Here is a 20,332-nt window from a genome sequence, read left to right on the forward strand (position 1 = left end):
TGAAAAAAGGCTCAGATTCTAAAATCCAAGCCTTGACTTTTTAACTTACTCATATTGTGAGATGTTGTCAAAAAATGTAAATTCTTTCTTTTGCTTTTAAATAATTTCGTAATTAAAAGTTAATAGAGTTCAGTGTTTTATCAACAAGTAATCCTTTACTCGCTTTTATATTAAATGATCCGTTTCTTTTTGCTTTAAATTTAATAATGAATAAATCCGTTGTGCCTTCTAAAGGAAGTTTTTGTCCTACATTGACCAGCGTAGGATATAATACCTTTTCTTTGTTGGTATGCAGTCTGTCATAAGTCAGGTTTTCCATTTGTCCGATATTTAATGGGGTAATTCCTATATATTCCAAGTCTTCCTGTTTATATGGAATAGCGAAACTCAATGCATTTACAGATTGCAGATTACTACCTTTTACTACTACTTCAATGATATCATTCTTAGCATATTGTTGCTTTGAGGCAGAGGCTGTAATGCTACCTTGCAGTGGTTTCAATTCTTCATCATTTACTCCTCCATCTATTTTCGTAGCGACGTTAGAAATATCAAAGGCATCAATGAAACCATTTTTATTTATATCTCCGTTGCTAATATATCCTTCAAAATCAGAATCTCCTTTTCTCAAACCTGTATAATTAATATATGAAGTAAAATCATTCATATCAATTTTCTGATCATTGTTGATATCGCCGGGAAGCAAGCTTGAAGACCCTGGAACTTTGAATACATATAATTCGTTTCCACTTCCAAAGTTTTTGAAAGCATTGCTTACTACAATCTTCATAAATCGTGTAGTTGGATGTGTGGTGAAATCTAAAGATTTACTTTTGTTATTTCTATCCCATGTAAAAGAGCCAAGTTCTATCCAATCTTTTTTATTATCACTATACGAAATTTTACCATTCATCCATATTCCGTTGTAACCACTGTTTCTAGGAATATATTCTAATTTGCTTATGGTATTAATAGAACCTAAATCTAAAATTATCTCAAAAGGGACTTTGCTTTTTTCATAATCCGAGTGCCAGCCTGTGCTCACATCCTGATCAAAAAGATTCTCCAGTCCTTCTCCTTCCTGACTTGGAATTGTGGCTGTGGCTTTTATGCCTTTAATTACAAATTCATAAGGGTTTTTATTGGTTTGAGATGAAAAAGGAACCCAATCAGAAGTATTTGTTTTATTTACGGCTCTTAATTTGAAATCATATTTCGTTTCAGGATCTAATCCTTCAAATAAGAAAGAGGTATTTTTTATATTACTGTATACCATATTATTATATAGTATTTCGTAATAATCAGCATTAGGAATTGTATTCCACGATGGTAATATAGAATATGCGGTGTTTGTATTTTCTGAAGTGATTGGTTTCAAAGCTTCTGCAAATGCTCCGGAATTCTTTTTTAGTTGATTAGAATTAATAAATTGGTAGTCTTTAATGACAAGCTCTACTTTGTTTTTGCTAACATCTGTGATTCCTGATTTTACCCACAATTGTGGATTTCGAGAAATCGAAACCTTTGAAAATTCAGAATCTTTTGTAGAAAAATTATTGAATTCAGGTTTACTATTGTAAAAATATACGTTTGTAGCATTATTGAATTCATCTAAAGTATTTACTATATTCAGTTTTATATTTTTACCTCCAATAGAAAGCTTTACACCGGATGGTTTCTTAGTAACATTGATTCTAAATTCTGTCATTTTTTCTTTTTCAAAGCCATTAAAGTTACCTTGAGTAGAAGAGATGCTTATTGTTGCAGTATTTTTTACAACATTACTTTCTATAAGAGTGCTTACAGATTCTTTTTTCATGTAATTTTCGGTTACGCCATCGTCATCATATTCTATAAAACTGGATTTGCCTGAAGGATATACCTCATAAATTCTTAATTTTTTATTGATTTGATGAATGTTGTTATTGGCATTTACCATCGGAATAATAGCACCTGGTTTCACAAATAGAGGGAGTTTCCAAATTGGGGCATCGAAATGATTTAAAACAATCCCTCCTTCATAAGTTTGCCCTGTAAAGTAATCAATCCAATTTCCTTTAGGAAGGTAAATATTATTTCTAATATCATTTCCTTCTTTATCCGTTTTTGTAGCCTGATATACTGGAGCTACTAAGAAATAAGGTCCATACTGATACTGGTATTGAGTAGATTTTCCTAGGGTATATTCATTCGCTTCATCTAAAAATATTGCTCTGATCATTGGCAATCCCTCTACGGCTTCCTTCGCTATACTATAGCTATAAGGAAGCAGACTGGATTTCAATTTTAAATAGTTCCTGTTAATAGAAGCAGCAGACTCACCCAAAGCATGGGGATACTTTTCGTTTGTTCCCCAGCCGTCCATGTTTAACTGCATAGGAGTAAAGGTCTTCCATTGGAAATCTCTTGTATTAACGATTGGGTTTTTCCCTCCAAAAATACCATCCATATCCGAAGTAATGTTAGGCTGGCCAGACAAACCAGAACCTATATAGGTAGGAATGTGAAATCTGATGTATTCCCACTCCCCTCCGGTTTGATCTCCTGTCCAAATACCTGCATATCGTTGTGAACCAGCCCAGCCGTCTAACGAAATGATGAAAGGACGACTTCCGTTTCCATAGCGCGGCATTATTTGAGCTACATCTGAAATACCATTCAGTCCGAATGAATAGCCAGGACCTACCCAGGCAACATCCGTTTTTAGTACTCTTACACCTGCGTCACCTACTTCCTTTATGATATCTCTCTGTAAAAGAGCATTTATACCATCTTTAGGGTGCAAATCTGATTGGGTCCATAACCCTATTTCTACACCGTTTTTTCTGGCATAATTTCCGAGAGATTTCAAGTTAGCTATATTGCCATCCAAGGTTTCTGTCTGCCCGTATCCAGCACTGTAACCATCATTTGGCAATATCCACCCCAAAGGCATATCTGTATTTTTATAACGGTCTATCACTGCTCTGGCAGAAAACTGATAGTTATTTTTTTCTCCATTTAAAGATTCTTTAACCCCTCCATTGTCTTTTTGGCTCTCTTTATATCTTTTTCCGTCTTCAAATAGGATTCCTTTATCATCTTCTTTCCAATAATCTCTATTGTAGGCATTAAGATGTCCTTCATAAAAACCAAATTTGGGTAAAAGTACAGGATTTCCTGTGAGCTGGTAAAAATCATTCAACAAAGATTTAGGTTGATCATTTACCATAAAGAAAACATCCAGGTAATTAATCTCATGAGCCAGTTTCACTTCATTTTTATTTTGTTTACCGAAATCATAATATCCTTTTTTGAAAGTATGCCACATAAAACCATACCCATTTGTAGACCAATAATAAGGATTTGGAGATGCAACACCACCATCAGTCCAGTTATTTTGATTCACAATAAAGATGGTATTTCCTTTATGAGAAAATCGACCGTTTTGTACTCCGCCTCCATAGAAATATTCATCCTTTCCTTGAGATAAAGTAAGCACTGCTTCTTTAGAATTAAATTCAATGGGAGCAACAAAAGACAATATCTCTTTATTAAGGCTCAAGTTGAATACTTTAAATAAAGAAGTTGTTTTTTCAATTTCTATTTTAGTTTTACTGGTGGAAATAGAAACAGTGTGCGGTAAATTGTTGACAGCAATTTCTTTTACTTTTCTTCTGGGCTGATCTACCAAAATCTGAGCAGGAGGTATCGCTTCAGGATTTCTTACTTCTCCTCCTTTGGGATCGAAAAATAATCGAAAAATATTTTCTCCATAAAAATCTATTGTCATTTTTTTGTTATCAGAGAGCAAAACTTCTACTGAAGTTTCTCCTTTCTTAGAAACATTTTCAATTTTTTGAGCCTGAATTTTTCCAATGAAGAAAAAAAGAAAAGAGCTCAGTAGTAAAATCTTTTGAATTTTTGAATTTAAAACGGCATCCATTTACCTTGATTTATTTATTAATTACATTTTACACTACTCTAAGAATAAGATCGATATTGAAGATAAAATTAACTGTAGCTTTCTGTGATATTAAGAATTTCAAAAATAGTTTTTTATCAAGTAATAACTATAGTCATTTATATAAAATTAATATCCTTTTGCTGCTTGAGCTTCTTTTAGTTTCGGATTTAAATCCACAGCTTTTTGAGGATAAGGAAATCTGTAAAATCTGTTATCCCAAACTCTTGTTGCAACCTGCGTATTGGTAATATCGTAAACGGTTTTCATTACATTTGGGGCAATCTTCCATCTCCTGATATCATAAAATCTGTGGCCTTCATTTGCCAGCTCTATCCTTCTTTCATTTCTGATAATTTCTCTTAAGGTTTCTTTTGTCTGTGTGTTGCTAACCCCTACCATACCTGCTCTGCCTCTAATCTGATTTAATGCATCATAGATAGAAGGATCTGGGCCAAAAAATTCATTTCTTGCTTCGGCATATATAAGTAATACTTCTGCATAACGGATAAGCATAAAATTGTTGCTCATATTTAAATTCTCGTCCAATGAGCCATAATCCGCCATTTTTTTATAATTATAGCCTACCTTGGACGTATTGTTTGCACCTTCATTCCATTTGAACAGTGTACTTGTCCCAAAACCTTTTAAGTAAGACCAGGGCCCATTTGGATGCATTATACTTGCATATAAACGGGTATCTCTGTTTTTAAATTCATCCAGATAGGCATTATTTGGGTTACCATGATTATAATTTGAAGCTCTTGTAGCATTAGAAGGAGGTGTAAATGCCGTTCCATCTTTGTTCCAATAAGCATTTACTAAATCAATTGTTGGTGTTACAGAACTCCATCCACTCTCTTCATTTGGCAATAAGAAAAGCGCCATGCTATTACTAAATACTCCTTTAGAGTCCGGTACAAATTGAGCTTCTAAAATTGATTCTTTGTTGCCATTATTTTTAGCCCAGAACAATGCTTGATAATTGCTCAATCCTCTATAAAAATTATCTTTATCTGTTGCAGAGGTAAAGGTAACAAAGCTATCATAATTTGTACTTGTGTCTACTAAAGTTGTAGTGAAAAGATTATAAGTACCGGAATTAATTACTGATTGAGCAGCTTCATAAGCTTCTTTATATTTTCCTGTGTATAAATATATCCTTGCCTTAAATGCCAATACTGCTCCTTTTGTTATTCTGCCTTTATCCTGGCCGGAGGGGTAGGCAGTTGGTAAATCATTTTCTATAGCATTTAATTCACTGATTACAAAATTATCAATTTGAGTTTCAGAAATAGGGGTAAGGGTAGATCCATCCAATTCACCTGATTTTTGTACGAGTGGAAGAGCTCCAAAACGTTGTGATAAATCAAAATAATTAAAAGCTCTTATAAATCTGGCTTCTGCTTTATATCTACCAGCTAAATTTTTGTCCATTGGGATCCCATCAATTTTTTCCAAAAAAGTATTTACTCTTCTAATTGTAGTAAAATCATATCCGAAATCTATAGAAGGAAGTATGTTTCCCGCAGAAGCATCTACTGCAGTTGTTTCCCAGGGATATTGAGCAAATGAATTATCGGTAAAACTATCGTTATATAAATTGCTGTAAGCGGCATCAGAAAAATATTTGTAAATACCATTTAATGCCATGGTTGCGTCTTTTTCCGTCTTCCAAAATGTTTCTTCCGATACTTTATCTTCCGGAAACCTATCTAAATTACATGAACTAGTCACTATAGCCAGGGAAGCTGATAGTAATATAATTTTTATCTTTTTCATTTTCAGATGTTTAATTTTAAATTAAAAAGTTGCATTGATACCAAACGATATGGTTTTTAAATATGGATATGTTGAACGGCTACTGGGCATTTCAGGATCAAAATCTTTCATTCGTTTATCTCCCCTCAATGTAAAGTAATTCTCTAAGTTGGCATATATTCTGAATTTTGTCAGTCCTATGCGGCTAATTGTTTCCTTAGGAATAGAATATCCCAAAGTAATAGACTTAATTCTAAAGTAACTTGCATCAAAAAGCCAATAATCTGAAATAACACCTATATTTTGAGTTCCTCCCCCTGATGGCAGTATTCTAGGATACAGGGCATTAGGATTCGGGTTTTCCGGAGTCCATCTGTTATCTGAAACATATTGTTTTGCACCGGCACCATTAAAAAATGCCTGAGAAGATTCTTTATCCAGATATACCTTAACATTAGCCACCCCCTGACCCACTACGCTAAGATCAAAATTTTTATATCTACCCCCTATACTTAGACCATAGGTAAGACTTGGAACATCATTTCCTATTACTGTTCTATCTTTTTCATCAACAACTCCATCTCCATTAATATCCACATATTTTATATCACCAACTTGAGAACTACTGTATAATTTAGGATAATTATTGTTGATATCTTCTTGGGTTAGGAGACCTGCAGTCTTATATCCGTAGAAATCACCAATTGAGCCTCCTACTTGTGTTATCCAATAATCATTATATAAGGTCTTACTATTGATGAGTGAAAGAATATTATTTCGGTTTTTAGCAAAATTTGCATTGATGTAAAAGTCCCCATTTTCAAAATTTTTATTATATCCCAAAGTAATTTCTATCCCTTTATTTTCCACATTACCCGCATTAATGGGCGGTGCTTGGTTTTCTGCTACACCAGTTTCATATTCTAATTGGTTGCTCATTAATGCTCCTTTTGTAAGACGGTTATATAAATCTACCGAGAAAGTGAAAGCATTATTGAATAAAGATCCGTCCAGACCTATATTTTTGGTAACAATTGTTTCCCAGCCTATGCCTAAAAATCCAAGCTTACCCGGTACCACACCCCCTACTATAGTATTCCCCAGAACTGTAGAAGTATTATCCATATAGGTCTGATTGTCATAATAACCAATGGTATTGATAGATCCGGTGCTGCCATAAGAACCTCTTAATTTTAGTGTATTGATAAAACTCAGGTTTTTTATGAAATTCTCCTTATCTAATCTCCAGGAAGCCATAATTGCAGGAAAATATCCCCATCTATTTTCTTTGGCAAAACGTGAGGATGCATCTGCCCTTATGATACCTTCTAAAAAATATTTTTCCTGATAATTATAATTGATACGAGCGAAAACAGACTGGAAAGCATATTGCTGAGTATTAGAATTTAATTCATCCAAGGTTCCGTCAAGGGTACTAAGAGCACTTAAAGAATGTAATCCATCTTTTGGTATATTGGATTTTTTACCAGATATGGATCTAGTTGTATAGTCTTCGTACGAAGTACCTCCCAACAATTTAAAATAATGTGATGATATGTTTTTTTCATAACTTATCAGGACCTGAGTATTAAGTAATTCATCAGAATTCCAGGACTCAGAATAGTTATTAATTGCTCTCGCAGTTGAACTAATAGGAACATTAGTTAAAAAATTGTATACGGGGTTTAGTGTATTTACAAAAGTCCCTAAACGATAGTTCCAATTTGAATAGTTAATTTGAGCATTTACATTTAATCCTTTTACAGGAGTGTAATTGGCAGATAATGCCCCCATAAATTTTTGATCATTTGACTTAGAATCTCCTCCCTCTACATTGTTTCTTACAGGATTGGTATTTGCAAATGTATTATCTACTTTACCCGCATTAACAGATCCCCACCATCCATTGGATTGTCTTAATACCATAGTAGGAGTTATTCTTGCTAATTCTCCAGTATTAATAACACCGCCCTGATCATTGATCATTTGTTTGATAAATGATATATTAGAATTTACTGTAAGTTTATCACTCAATTTAGAGGATGTATTTGTCCTAAAAGAATATCTATCCATACCCTTTGTAGGTGATAGAGACTCCTGTTTCAAATACCCTAAACTTGCGAAATAACGAGTTTTATCTCCACCTGATATATTTATCTCATTATTAAGCACATTTGCCATTCTTCGATAAGTTGCTTTATACCAGTCTGTGTTTGGGTATCTGTCGGTGTCTGTACCGGCAGCTGTAAGATTTATTTGATCTTGCGTATATTGAGAAAAATGACCAACATTATTATTAGCGTTATAATATGCTTCATTTTTCAGTTTCATATATTCAACAGCATCTACATACTTAGGCAAATAGGTGGGCGTCTGATAACCATTATACATATTATAACCTATACTCATCTTACCTCCACCGCCTTTTTTAGTCTCAACAAGAACCACCCCATAGCCAGCTCTTGCACCATAGATAGATGCTGAAGCATCTTTTAAAATGCTTATATTTTCAATATCAGCTGGGCTTAATCTGGAAAAATCTGCAGCACTAGAGGGAATACCATCTATAATATAGAGTGGAGAATTACCAGCAACACTCCTTCCCCTTACATTCAAGGTAGGAACAGAACCTACATCTCCCAAAGAAGACTTAATTGTAACTCCTGGTAAAGCACCTTGCAGACTTGCTGTTAAGCTTGTTGTTGGGCGATCCTGTAGTATCTTTTTATCAACAGAAGCTATAGATCCGGAAACAGTTCCTTTTTTCTGTTTTCCGAATCCTACTAAAACAATTTCTTCCAGATCTTTTACTTTTTTAGAGGTAGAGTCCGAAGGTTTGTTTTTAGTTTTTTGTGCATCCACTAATGTGATAGATGACATTAAAATTGCACTCAAAATACAAATTGTAGTTTTCTTCATATTTTATTGACTTTTATAACAATATTATCCAGATGATGTTGAATTCTAAAACCGTATCACTTACCATTTTTTCCAGGCAAAAACAAAAAAATGGTGATCTTCCATATTTTACAGTATCCGGCACAAATGGAAAATATGTAAAGTGAAACCTCCCGATTATATCCAAATACACTATATACCCTCTTCTTATTTCCTTTTCTGAATGTGAACTAACTATTACTTTAATATTAACCCTATGTAACCCAAATGTATAGTTTTACACCATACCTCCATACGGGTAGCCACCAGTTTTTATCCCTTTACCACCAGTTTGAAAATCATTTGAATACGGCCTTATTAAGAAGCTCTTAGAAATTGGTTATAAATTGGCAGCCATGCCTATTGCTTCTCTATTTTTCAAGAGAAAAAACCCATTTACATATTGATTTTTTCCATTACAAAAGTGTTTTCAATTTGTCATTCATGGATCACTATCAAATATTAAAACGAATTTTTTAAAGGTTAAAAATCTTTATAAGCATGTTTAGAATTAATTTTCAAAGCGTCTTAAATAAGTCAACTGGTAGTGAACATTCAAAAACAGGTAGGTACTAGTTTGTGCAATTACTTTAATTGTTAATTTTGGAAAGGAGGTTTTTAGTTCAGATATATCGCAAACTTAACAGGAGTGTAATAGAAGTATTTATCTGTAAAAAGTCTTTTTAGGATAAAGTTTTGAGCTATCAACTCACAAATAGTGGATAATTAATATCTGGGAAGATTGCTTAATACAATTACTATTCAAAAACAAATCAAAGCTGGATTTGTCTAACAGCTATAGATTATTACTTTGTTATTTTTTTAATCAAAAATCTACACCAAATGAAAAACAATTATTTTATTCTCTCATTTCTACTCGTTTTACAGACAGCTTTCGCACAGCAGTATAAGATGTCTGTAGCATATGTAAATTCGTTACAGCCCGCACAATCAGGACAGGAGGCTGGACAGAGTATTGATAATAATGTGAATACTCTTTATCATTCTCAATACAATTTGAGTACAGCACTTCCGGACCAGTTAAATTTCAAATTTTCCAACCGGGTAAAAAGTATAAAAAGGTTAGTCTACAAACCTAGAACAACGGGCCCAAACGGAATCTGGACAAGTGTGAAAGTTTCTTATTCTACCCAATCCGATCCTACAGTTTTTATAACAGCAACCGGGGTTATTTCCTGGGCAGCTGATAATACGGCAAAAACTATAGATTTGCCGACAGCAATAGTTCATCCTGCTGTTATTAGGATTGATGTCCTCAGTGCCCAAAATAATTTTTCAAGTTGTGCTGAGATGGAATTTTATTCTACAGAACAGATGGATCCTGTACAAACAGAATGTACACTGGCAACCAATGAGTTTTCAGCTTATGCAGATATCCCAGTATTGCCTCAGGTGGCAGGATCTTCGGCCTCAAGTTTCCAATCGGGAGAAAATATAGAGAAATCCTTTGATGGTGATGTAAGTACACTTTATCATTGTAGTTGGAATGCAACAGCAGCTACTTTTCCTATTTCTCTGATTTACAAGTTTAATGGACAAACAGCTATAAATTATTTAAGGTACACACCCAGACAGGATGGCGGACCAAACGGACTTTTTGGAAATGTAAAAATAAGTTATAATACAATTTCTAATCCAGCATACATTACTATTTCTACTCAAAATTTTGGGCAGACATCTGCAATAAAAACGGTAAATTTTCCTTCCGCCATTACTCCTTTAACTATAAAAATTGAAGTTCTTGATGGTAAAAATAACTTTGCAAGCTGTGCCGAAATGGAATTTTTTCAGGCGAGTTCTAATAGTTTTGATCCTTCAGCTTATTCAAATATTTTTAATGATTCTATTTTCAGTGCTTTAAAAACAAATGTAACCCAGCAGGATATTGATGCCATTTCCTCACCTTTCATAAAAGGATTAGCTCAGTGTTTATTTAATAATACCTACAATAAAAAATATAGGGTACAGACTTTTACGGCATATAAGACAATTGAATCAATAAATACCCAATATAAAATTGGAAATTATAACGGATATGAAAACCCTACAGGGATAGCATTCCAGCCTAATACCACTGCTATTGTTTTTGCGAAAGATATTACCTCTGAAAACAAAGTTTACTTAAAAATAAGAGATTTTGCTACTGAAGGGGCGTCCCCTGAAAAAACATACGAACTAAAAAATGGAATAAATATTCTCGCTATTGCTAATACAGGTTTGGGATATATTTCATATTACACTGATAATGTAAATGCCGCCCCGGTAACTGTAAATATCACAGCAGGTATTGTAAATGGTATTTATAAAAAAGGTACAACCCCTACAGAATGGGCAGAAATGCTGACTAATGATGTCTATCCAAAAATTGATATAGAAGGTTATTATACAAAACTGGTTACCAATAAGTCTGCGGTAAGCAATTTCCATTTCACAACCGCCCAGCCTTTGATAGATAAGTATGATGCAATTGCCAAGTCTGAAAGAGAAATGATGGGCTTCTATAAATTCAATAAAAACTTTAAAAACAGGCAGCTTGTTTATATGGAATCTACAGGAGGATGGTTTGCTGGAGGTTTAGGAGTTCATTTAGATCTTACTTGGGGATTATCCAATTCAACCTCAGCATCAGGACTTGATATTTGGGGTGTGGGACATGAATTAGGTCATATCAACCAGGTAAGGCCTGGATTAAAATGGGTTGGTACAACAGAAATCACTAACAATTTATACTCATTGTGGGCCTATTATAATATGTACTTACCTACAGGGAGTAACAGATTTACAAGGCTGGAAGGTGAAATTGCCGATAAAACAGCCTTTCCTAAAGTAGCTGGAAACAGATTTGGAGAAATTATTATTCAGACACAAATTAACGGGAAAAGTATTATGGATCAATTCAGAACAGATTATGTGAATCCCGCTGATGCGAATTTCAGAAGCCTTATTCCATTTTGGCAATTAGAATTGTATTATCAATTGGCAGGCGCTTCAAAAGGTGCTGCAACCCTTGCATTTGATTCAGATATGTCTGATGAAGATACCCCTACAGTTACCCCTACAGGTCCGGGAGTAGATTATGCACATTGGTTTGCTACAGTAGCTGAGAAAGTAAGAAATACAAACGAAAGCCAGTTTACCCAAGGGCAATTGGTAATGAATTTTGTAAAAAATGCCTGTGACGCCGTACAAGAGGACCTTACGGATTTCTTCACTAGCACCGGTTTTTTAAAGCCAATAAACGGTACAATATCAGATTACACCAATGCTCAAATGACAATTACCCAAAGCATGATTGATGATGTGAAAAGCTATGTCCTGGCAAAGGGATATGCCAAACCTGTATCTCCGGTCATCAATTATCTTTCAGCGAATAGTGTAAATGCATTCAAGAATATGCAGCCTGTTTCAGGGATTACGGGTGTTGGTGCACAGATCACAACCAATACACAAGGACAGTTCTTATTGGTAGATAATTCTAAATGGAGTAATGCTGTTGCCTTTGAAACCTATAATTCAAGTAGCCAGCTAATCAGTGTTTCTATTGTAGGAACAGGAGATACTACATTGACAAATACTTATGTAGATTATCCTTCGAACGCAATGAAGGTCTATGCCGTGGGATACAATGGACAAAAAATACTGGTTTATCCGGCAATTACATTAGTTGTTGATGATATTAAGAAAAATAATAATGAATTTACTGTTTATCCGAATCCTTTAAAAAATGGCCAAAAATTAGTTATTGATTTTAAAAATTCAAAAGAAAATCTGAAAGCAGGATTGTATGATTTGACTGGGAAGCCACTTATTTTAGCAAAAGGCTCTTTAAGAGAGATAAATAAGGAAATTAACGATAAAATTCAAGATTTGAAAACTGGAATTTATGTTGTTTCAATAAATGATGGAACTAATACCTATCAATCTAAGATTATTAAAGAATAATATTCTTTATAAGCTTTACAATCCAGCAAATTGTTACAGTTTATAATATTTAAAAATAATGAATGCTTGAAGCGATTGCCGAAGATTGTTGATTAGTAAAAAGTTATTTTTTATACTGCCGAGCATATTATTGTCAGCAAATAAGTAAATACCAATTTTTATTTAATATCACTTTATAGTTAGTATTACAAAATTGGTGTAAATAAACTTATAGCATTTTGTATTAATTTAATCAAAATGATAGCCATCAGTAAGTAAACTGGATAAATTAACACATTAAAATGGTTGAAATAAATATCTGATTATGTTGTAAATCCCTTTGTTTTGTACAAAACAAAGGGATTTAACCATGGTTAAAAAATACATAAATTACTACTGTAATTATTTCTTCTGGAAAACAACCTATGATAAGCCCTCTATTTAAAGAAAAATTTACAAAATCGGTGGTTTATGGGGATATCTAATGAGTTTTTAATGCCTCCTCTAAACTTCTTTAATACATGTCTGATTCCTGAAAAGACAAAGTATAAAATCTTTAAAATTATACAACTGCACTAACAACTTTTTAATATTATAAATTTAGATTTTTATTTAATCTACAATATGTGAAATAAACTTTTATTATATCCATAAAAAAATTAAATTAGTAGACGTAAATCAAATTACAAACATATTATGAGGACAAAAAAATTAACAAATACCTTTTTAGGTGTTGCCTTACTTATTTTTCAGTCGTGTGCAGAAGCCACTGTAGTAGCGGAGGACACTGTTACTACACAAAAAAGCGCTTCAGCTTTAAAAACCACGTCTTCCTTCAATGTTCCGGTCGCAGGAAATTCTTTTATAACAGTAAAGCCTTCGGGTGCATCCGAAGTTATTACTTCTACAAAATTGGGTAACTGGACTAATTCCAACACTGTGATCAGTACTTATTTCAAGGTGGGCAATACTGGAGCCTTACATATCGGATTAAAAGCTTCTGTACCTTCCGGTACCAGCACAGTAAAAATAACAATCGGTAACACATCCAAAAATGTTACTTTAACTGGATCAGCTTATACAGATTATTCTGTTGGAGATTTTACTATTTCCTCTCCGGGTTATGTAAAAGTTGATCTTCAGGGCGTCACCAAAACAGGCGGATACTTTGCAGATGTTACGGATATTACTTTTAGTGGAGCAGCTTCTACCGGAACCAATATTTACAGTAATGATCCTTCCTACTATTATTGGGCACGCAGAGGGCCGTCATGCCATCTGAACTATACAATTCCAACAACCAGTAATGTGAGCTATTACTACAATGAAGTAACTGTTCCGGCCGGAGAAGACAAGATAGGCTCTTATTTTATGGCAAACGGGTTTAGTGCCGGCTATTTTGGAATGCAGGTAAACTCTGCTACAGAAAGAAGAATCCTTTTCTCCGTATGGAGTCCGTTTGACACAGATGATCCGAATAATGTTCCTCCTGATCATAAAATCATTTTAAACAGAGCCGGAACCGGAGTAACAGTTGGAGAATTCGGCAATGAAGGTTCGGGAGGCCAAAGCTATTATAAATACAACTGGACAGCAGGACAAACCTATAAATTCCTGTTAAAAGGAGAGCCGGATGGTAGTGGAAAAACTGATTTTACAGCCTGGTTCTTATCGCCTGATACCACAACATGGAAACTTATTGCCAGCTGGAAGAGACCTCAAACCAGCACTTATCTTAAGAGCTTCTACAGTTTTGTTGAAAATTTTAATCCGGAGAATGGATATCAGGGACGAAAAGCAGAATTCAAAAATCAATGGGCAAGAACTTCGGATGGCAACTGGATCGCTATTTCAGGAGCAAAATTCAGTGTAGACAATACCTACAATGCACAACAAAGAATAGATGCAATGGGAGGAACGAGTGGCAATGCTTTCTTTTTACAAAATGGAGGATTCTTTAATACTGTTGTTGCACCCGGTTCTCAATTTTCTGTTACTGCACCTACCCAGGCTCCGAATATTAATTTTTCGACACTTCCTTAAAATTACAACATAAAAATAACCAGCCAGTTAGTTTTAAACAAAACGAAAACTGGCTTTTTTATTTTATTTATTTTCAGTTTTTATTGCATGGTAAGCTAAAAATTACTATTTTTGCACCCACTTTAAACAACGAAGTAACACAAAACTATCATATTGGTTTCTTAGCTCAGTTGGTAGAGCAATGGATTGAAAATCCATGTGTCCCTGGTTCGATTCCTGGAGAAACCACAAAACCACCTTTTTTAAGGTGGTTTTTTTATGATTTGTATTTCAAGATTACTCTGAAATAATACCATTATCATTTCAAAACCTAAAACAACAAAAGGCACTTTCCTTTTCTTTAATCTTTCATATAGGAAAACAACTCCTAACTTCCCCGGATGATTTTTACTATAAAAAGTTTACATTTAATCGTTTGACAAAGATCGTCTTTTCCCTGATATCTTCATTAGCCGCAATACAGCATTGATATTTTTTGTCAAGATAAATCTCTTTCAAATAAAAAATTTCATTTTCAATAATAGCCTGACCATGATTAACTTCAAAAGAATCTAAAGGAATAAACATTCCTTTTCCATGTGCTTTAATAACAGCCTCTTTTTCCGTCCAGTACGTAAAAAAAGACTGTACTTTATCCTCTGAAAAATGTATTTTTTCCAACTCACCAGAAGTCATTTGAAATTTGAATTCTTCATAATCGGCTTCCTGATTGATATATTCAACATCAATTCCTACGGGTGATTCATTAATACAGCAAATAACCAGATTACCAGCATGAGATATATTAAAATGCAGGTTGTGGTTTTTTATATAGGGTTTGTAATACGGGAGTGCGTCCAATTTCAAAATCCTTGCTATCAAAATAATGATCTAATCCATATTTTGGAAGAACTCTTCCCAACAAAGACAATTGTGCATCCTGCCATCTTCTGAATTTTAATAGTCTTGTAACAAACTCATCAGAATTCATTATCAGATATTTATCCATCAGATACTGATGTTTCGCTTCTTCGATAAATGTATATAAAACCCGCATTAAATTAAAGCTAATATCGGCAGAATTTTTCAATTATTTTCTATGTCTAAATTAATTAATAGCGATAAGAAACACATGCATATAAAATTATCGAGTTTAACTCTTGTTTTACTTCAAAATTATCAAAAACCATTTTATTGTCATCACTAAAATTTCGAAAAATTTGTACTATTGCCGATGTAGCTTATGGGATTATTAAGCTAAACTGAAACAGAATTTAAGAAGTACTATCTGGGAGCATAATTAGCTACAAACAATAGTAAAATGCCGGTAAAATCCGGCATTAACACTTAAAAAGGCAAGTTGTAATTATATCCAACCTGCAAAAGATATGGCAGTTGTGGTTTCGTTTTCAAATCCTGAGAAACAATCCCTCCTATTTTCAGATATATTTCCTGGTTGCTGAATGTATATCCTCCTTGTATGGCAGCATAAAAGTTTCCTCCGGTCGCCGGTTCATACCAGCCATCTTTTACTGCCGGATAAATTTCTTTATAGTGATCGGAATGTTTGAAATGAGTAACAATGGCTTTATCAAAGCCAATTTCCAACGCTCCAAACCATCTCTGCCTGTAATACCCAATTGTTCCGGACATATCCACCCCAAAATTCAGAAGCTGAACATTCTCGTTTTCAAACTTCCGGAAAACTCCCTGAACTTTTGTTGAAAATTGGAAATCCCTAATTTTTATCCATCTCACATGAGCTCCTGCTTTTATTTTAAAGTCATCAAATAAATCTTCACCAGCCGGTGTGGAGACCTCAATATTTACAATTGTGGGAAATAACTTACCATGAAATTTATATCCGTATCCTAGCCCCAAAACAGCACCATATTCGGCACCAATGTTTGCATTAAGAATATGTCTTTCTCCATTTTCAAGCCCAGCCCAGTTAACCGTTTGTGATTTCACAACATTAAAGATCAGTATAAAAAAAGCTATTTTTATATATAGTTTATTATTTTTCATTTGTTAAAGATTGTTGATAAAATTGATAATTTTAGGTTTGGTCTGGGAATTCCATACATTCTGATTGGTAATAATACCATCATGTCCAACACCGGAAACCTTAACCTTTTCCACATGATTATAATCTGAAGTAATTTTCTGTGCCCAGGAATCAGGATAAGCTTTATTTCTTTCACTGTAAAAGAATAACACAGGAGCATTGTAATTCTGCAGCCCCTTAGAAAAATCGGAATTGTATTCCTCTCCTACATCAAATAATGCATCCATAATTACAGCCCCACTTCTCCAGCTCATGCCGGGATCAAAGTCTCCTTCACCAGTAATATCGTTTTTCGATGTCAGCATAGACATTTTATAATCCAGTATTTCGTGCTGATCCTCCTTTCCGGATATAAACTGATCAATATAGGCTGCATCATTCAAGATCTCACTCCAGAGTTTAAATGATCTGGACTCTTTTACATAGTCAGTAATATCATCCCATTTCAATCCGCCCGGTTCACATAAAACAATACCCTGAACAGCATTTGGATACTTTCCCACATATCCTGAAGCCAGTATGGCTCCCCAGGAATGCCCTAATAAGATTACTTTTTGATTAGAGCTTTTACGGTAATAAGCTATTACTGAGGATAATTCGTCATACATAAGATCAATAGCTCCTGCTCCTAATGATTTATATGAATTCTTAGGAAAACGCTGGGAAAGACCAGAACCTCTCTGATCATAAAAAACGACTCTGTATCCTTTATTAGCGAGATCTTTACAATTTAATAAATATCTGTAATCACCTCCCGGTCCTCCATGGATAGCAATAATTAGGGTCCCATTTTCAGGGCCGAATGCTTCGGAATGGAGCAGAGAGCCATTCACGCGTATTGATGGTAATGAAGAATCCTGATCAACTGTCTTAGGAACTAAGTTTCCGGGTTCATCAATTGTTCTTCCATCAGTACAGGAGAACAGTAATGCAAAAATTGTAAAAGAGGTCAGTAACCCTCTTTTTTTTCTCAATGTTGTCATAGTTTGGGTTTAAAATATTGATGCAAAGATTCATCAAACCCAAAAGCTATACGCCCCAACAGGAAAGCTGACCCAAGAAAAACAACCAATATAAAAACCTGATTACCAATATTATATGAAACATGAAACCATTCCCTGGAAGATGAAACTATAAAAAGATAAGAATTACAGCTTTTTTTGGTATTCAGTAGGGGTAATACCCGTATATTTTTTAAAATTCCGGTTGAAGGATGTTTTGGAATTAAAACCACATTCAAAGGCAATAGCCAGAAAAGTATATTGCCTGCTTTCCGGTTCCGAAATTTTGTGCAAAAACTCTTCTATCCTCTTTTCATTAATTAATTCGTAGAAGTTTTTATTTTCCTTAGAATTAATTACCTGGGAAAGATAGTTCGGATGGACTTTAAGCAACTGAGACAATTCATTTAAGGTGAGATTGGGATTTATGAACGGTTTTTCTTCGCTTAAAACCTCAAGTAATCTGCAATGGATATCATCAATATTTTCCTGTGTTAATCCTGATTTTTGATACTTTTTATCTTCACCAATTGCTATTGGAGATCTAAGTACTTCTGTCAGGCTTTCTTCAGCAGTAAAAAATGAATTAGAATGATTGAAAACCTGTACCTGCTTGATCCCGAAATATCCCAACCACATGATAAAAACAGCAACTGCACCATAAATAATATTTGCATTGTCATTCCAAAGAACCAATCCCCAGATCAGCCCAATCCAGATAATAAGATACAACAACCACTTAAAGTTTATTTTTTCTGTATTTGAAAACTGCTGGACCATATTTTTGCGGAATCTATATAAAATAAATAAAGAAATGATCACATAAATGATTCCTGAAATGTATATACCATATAGCCTGAAAAGCAATTCAATCTCGAATTCCCTTCCCTCATGTTTAAAAATACTAACCCTTTCATCAAAGGGTGCCATATAAAATGAAAGAAAAGATAAATTACATATCACAAAAGGTAAAAAATGTAACAGCTGTACTGCTGAAAAAGGTTTAGGAGAAGTTTGTTTTCTTACATAGAGGTATAAAAACGGTCCATAAAGTAACGGTAGTGTAAAACCTAAAAGTATAAAAGAAGGATATTCTTTATACTGATGAGTAAGAAAGAGATAATGTGTTAATAAATTGACACCAATTGTAAATAACCATCCACATAAAATAAAATCAGCAGAGCTTTTATTCCGTTTTGTAAGCAAAAGAAATGTCAAAAAGAAAGCAATAAAAACCCCGGAAAGATAAAGCATAAACAGCTTCAGTTTTTTAGTTAATAGTCCAATAAATTATAATCATCTAATTCACAAAAATAAAGAATAACTTCTATTGAATGATATTAAATAAGACAGGATACAGAAAACAAGTTTTACAATTGATTAATTTAGTTCTTAAAATTAGTTAATGTCCTCTATCTGGCCTTCTCATTTTCAATCTATCTCTTGAAAATTAACTATCTTCGCCTACAAATTTTAATCGAATGAAGAAGATTATCTCCGGATTATTTGTTTTTTTCACTGTAATTCTTTTTGCGCAGGAATCCATCCAGTTTCAGGATATCCCTTTTAAAGACCTAATTGCCAAAGCTAAGAAAGAAAACAAAATAGTTTTCATTGATGCTTACGCTTCATGGTGTGGCCCTTGTAAACTGATGGAGAAAAATGTATTTACAAAGAAATCGGTGGGAGATTATTATAACGCCAATTTTGTAAATGCAAGATTTGATATGGAGAAAGGAGAAGGGAGAGAAATTGCTGCCAAATACGGAGTTCGTTCCTATCCGACTTACTTGTTTCTGAACGGTGATGGGGAGCTCATCTCTCAAAATCTCGGTTATATGGAAGAAAGTGTTTTCCTAACGATGGCACAGGACATCAATTCACCCAATAACAAAAAAGGGTCATTAAAAGATCGTTTTGCATCGGGTGAAAAAGACCCTGAATTTTTGATCAACGTAATGAAATTAAATTCTACTTCAGATTTTGATTTTGCAAAAAAAGCCTCTGAAAGATACTTTGAAAATAAAAAGAAAACTGAAGAACTGTCTAAAGATGACATTGGATTTCTTTTATTCTTTTTAAAATCCGTTGAGGATCCTAATTATAAAATTTTCGCTTCCAGAAAATCAGAAATTATCAAATATCTTCCTGAGGAAACCTATAAAGAATTTGATCATCAGCTTATTTTATCCAAGGTAGTAGCCGAATCGATTGACGACAAAAATAAGAGGGTAAATGATGACTATTTTCTGAAAACAGCAGAACCCTTGGTGGGGAAATATGAGGCTGAAATTAAGCTGAATCAGACTAAACTTAGTTATTATGAACAAAATAATAATTTTCCTGAATATGAAAAAGCAGCTTTAGCATATTACAAAAATTCTGATTCCTTTGAGCCTAATCAATTACTTAAAGCCGCGTGGATATTCTCCGAGCATGTAAAAACAACATCCTCATTAAAGAAAGCGGTTGAATGGGCAGAGAAATCTGTTATGAGAGGAGAGACTTCTGAAAACACCTTTATTCTGGCAAAGCTCTATTTCTTAACAGGAAATAAAGATATGGCAAAAACGTATGCTGAAATGTCGAAAAATATGGCTGTTCAATCCAATAAAGACGCAACTTTGGCCGATGGATTGCTTAAACAAATCAAATAAA

At 33.9% G+C, this 20,332-nt stretch carries 11 protein-coding genes and 1 tRNA gene; 4 read left to right on the plus strand and 8 right to left on the minus strand.

Annotated elements, in window-relative coordinates:
- Nucleotides 1-112 precede the first annotated feature (112 nt).
- The 3 genes from MTQ00_RS09910 to MTQ00_RS09920 form a co-directional block, all read right to left on the minus strand.
- Nucleotides 113-3,925 carry a TIM-barrel domain-containing protein gene (locus MTQ00_RS09910; protein ID WP_273648694.1) on the minus strand — a complete coding sequence of 1,271 codons (3,813 nt, stop codon included), beginning with the start codon at nucleotides 3,923-3,925 and terminating at the stop codon, nucleotides 113-115.
- Between the two features lie 147 nt (nucleotides 3,926-4,072).
- Nucleotides 4,073-5,725, minus strand: a complete 1,653-nt coding sequence (locus tag MTQ00_RS09915; RefSeq protein WP_273648695.1) for a RagB/SusD family nutrient uptake outer membrane protein — start codon at nucleotides 5,723-5,725, stop codon at nucleotides 4,073-4,075.
- Between the two features lie 21 nt (nucleotides 5,726-5,746).
- Entirely contained in the window at nucleotides 5,747-8,623 is a 2,877-nt protein-coding gene (locus tag MTQ00_RS09920) for a SusC/RagA family TonB-linked outer membrane protein (RefSeq protein WP_273648696.1), read from the minus strand.
- Between the two features lie 861 nt (nucleotides 8,624-9,484).
- Here MTQ00_RS09920 and MTQ00_RS09925 point away from each other — a divergent pair.
- The 3 genes from MTQ00_RS09925 (at nucleotide 9,485) to MTQ00_RS09935 (ending at nucleotide 14,854) form a co-directional block, all read left to right on the plus strand.
- Entirely contained in the window at nucleotides 9,485-12,604 is a 3,120-nt protein-coding gene (locus MTQ00_RS09925) for a M60 family metallopeptidase (RefSeq protein ID WP_273648698.1), read from the plus strand.
- Between the two features lie 675 nt (nucleotides 12,605-13,279).
- The gene (locus MTQ00_RS09930) at nucleotides 13,280-14,626 is read left to right on the plus strand and encodes a DUF3472 domain-containing protein (RefSeq protein ID WP_273648700.1); all 1,347 of its coding nucleotides are present in this window, start codon (nucleotides 13,280-13,282) and stop codon (nucleotides 14,624-14,626) included.
- A gap of 155 nt (nucleotides 14,627-14,781) precedes the next feature.
- Nucleotides 14,782-14,854, plus strand: a tRNA-Phe gene (locus MTQ00_RS09935).
- 162 nt (nucleotides 14,855-15,016) lie between these two features.
- Here the strand turns inward: MTQ00_RS09935 and MTQ00_RS09940 are convergent.
- The 5 genes from MTQ00_RS09940 to MTQ00_RS09960 all read right to left on the minus strand — a co-directional run bounded on the left by MTQ00_RS09940 (nucleotide 15,017) and on the right by MTQ00_RS09960 (nucleotide 18,928).
- On the minus strand, nucleotides 15,017-15,466 hold the full coding sequence (locus MTQ00_RS09940; RefSeq protein WP_273648701.1) for a 4'-phosphopantetheinyl transferase family protein: 450 nt from the start codon (nucleotides 15,464-15,466) through the stop codon (nucleotides 15,017-15,019).
- Complete coding sequence (locus MTQ00_RS09945; RefSeq protein WP_273648703.1) at nucleotides 15,411-15,695, minus strand: hypothetical protein; 285 nt, start codon at nucleotides 15,693-15,695, stop codon at nucleotides 15,411-15,413. The genes MTQ00_RS09940 and MTQ00_RS09945 overlap by 56 nt, the downstream gene beginning before the upstream one ends.
- 257 nt (nucleotides 15,696-15,952) lie before the next feature.
- Entirely contained in the window at nucleotides 15,953-16,633 is a 681-nt protein-coding gene (locus tag MTQ00_RS09950; protein WP_273648704.1) for a hypothetical protein, read from the minus strand.
- 3 nt (nucleotides 16,634-16,636) lie between these two features.
- Entirely contained in the window at nucleotides 16,637-17,656 is a 1,020-nt protein-coding gene (locus tag MTQ00_RS09955) for an alpha/beta hydrolase (RefSeq protein WP_273648705.1), read from the minus strand.
- A gap of 165 nt (nucleotides 17,657-17,821) precedes the next feature.
- On the minus strand, nucleotides 17,822-18,928 hold the full coding sequence (locus tag MTQ00_RS09960) for a helix-turn-helix domain-containing protein (protein ID WP_172279622.1): 1,107 nt from the start codon (nucleotides 18,926-18,928) through the stop codon (nucleotides 17,822-17,824).
- 227 nt (nucleotides 18,929-19,155) lie between these two features.
- Between MTQ00_RS09960 and MTQ00_RS09965 the strand changes: the two genes are divergently transcribed.
- Nucleotides 19,156-20,331 carry a thioredoxin family protein gene (locus MTQ00_RS09965; protein WP_273648707.1) on the plus strand — a complete coding sequence of 392 codons (1,176 nt, stop codon included), beginning with the start codon at nucleotides 19,156-19,158 and terminating at the stop codon, nucleotides 20,329-20,331.
- The last annotated feature ends 1 nt before the right edge of the window (nucleotide 20,332 follow it).

The organism is Chryseobacterium sp. B21-037, assembly GCF_028570785.1.
GTDB classification, from domain to species: domain Bacteria; phylum Bacteroidota; class Bacteroidia; order Flavobacteriales; family Weeksellaceae; genus Chryseobacterium; species Chryseobacterium proteolyticum.

What these genes read in the sequence shown, in the direction of transcription:
- MTQ00_RS09965 (WP_273648707.1), top strand. Translation starts at nt 19,156, where the DNA reads ATGAAGAAGATTATCTCCGGATTATTTGTTTTTTTCACTGTAATTCTT.
- MTQ00_RS09915 (WP_273648695.1), bottom strand. Translation starts at nt 5,725, where the DNA reads ATGAAAAAGATAAAAATTATATTACTATCAGCTTCCCTGGCTATAGTG.
- MTQ00_RS09920 (WP_273648696.1), bottom strand. Translation starts at nt 8,623, where the DNA reads ATGAAGAAAACTACAATTTGTATTTTGAGTGCAATTTTAATGTCATCT.
- MTQ00_RS09925 (WP_273648698.1), top strand. Translation starts at nt 9,485, where the DNA reads ATGAAAAACAATTATTTTATTCTCTCATTTCTACTCGTTTTACAGACA.
- MTQ00_RS09950 (WP_273648704.1), bottom strand. Translation starts at nt 16,633, where the DNA reads ATGAAAAATAATAAACTATATATAAAAATAGCTTTTTTTATACTGATC.
- MTQ00_RS09930 (WP_273648700.1), top strand. Translation starts at nt 13,280, where the DNA reads ATGAGGACAAAAAAATTAACAAATACCTTTTTAGGTGTTGCCTTACTT.
- MTQ00_RS09960 (WP_172279622.1), bottom strand. Translation starts at nt 18,928, where the DNA reads ATGCTTTATCTTTCCGGGGTTTTTATTGCTTTCTTTTTGACATTTCTT.
- MTQ00_RS09955 (WP_273648705.1), bottom strand. Translation starts at nt 17,656, where the DNA reads ATGACAACATTGAGAAAAAAAAGAGGGTTACTGACCTCTTTTACAATT.
- MTQ00_RS09910 (WP_273648694.1), bottom strand. Translation starts at nt 3,925, where the DNA reads ATGGATGCCGTTTTAAATTCAAAAATTCAAAAGATTTTACTACTGAGC.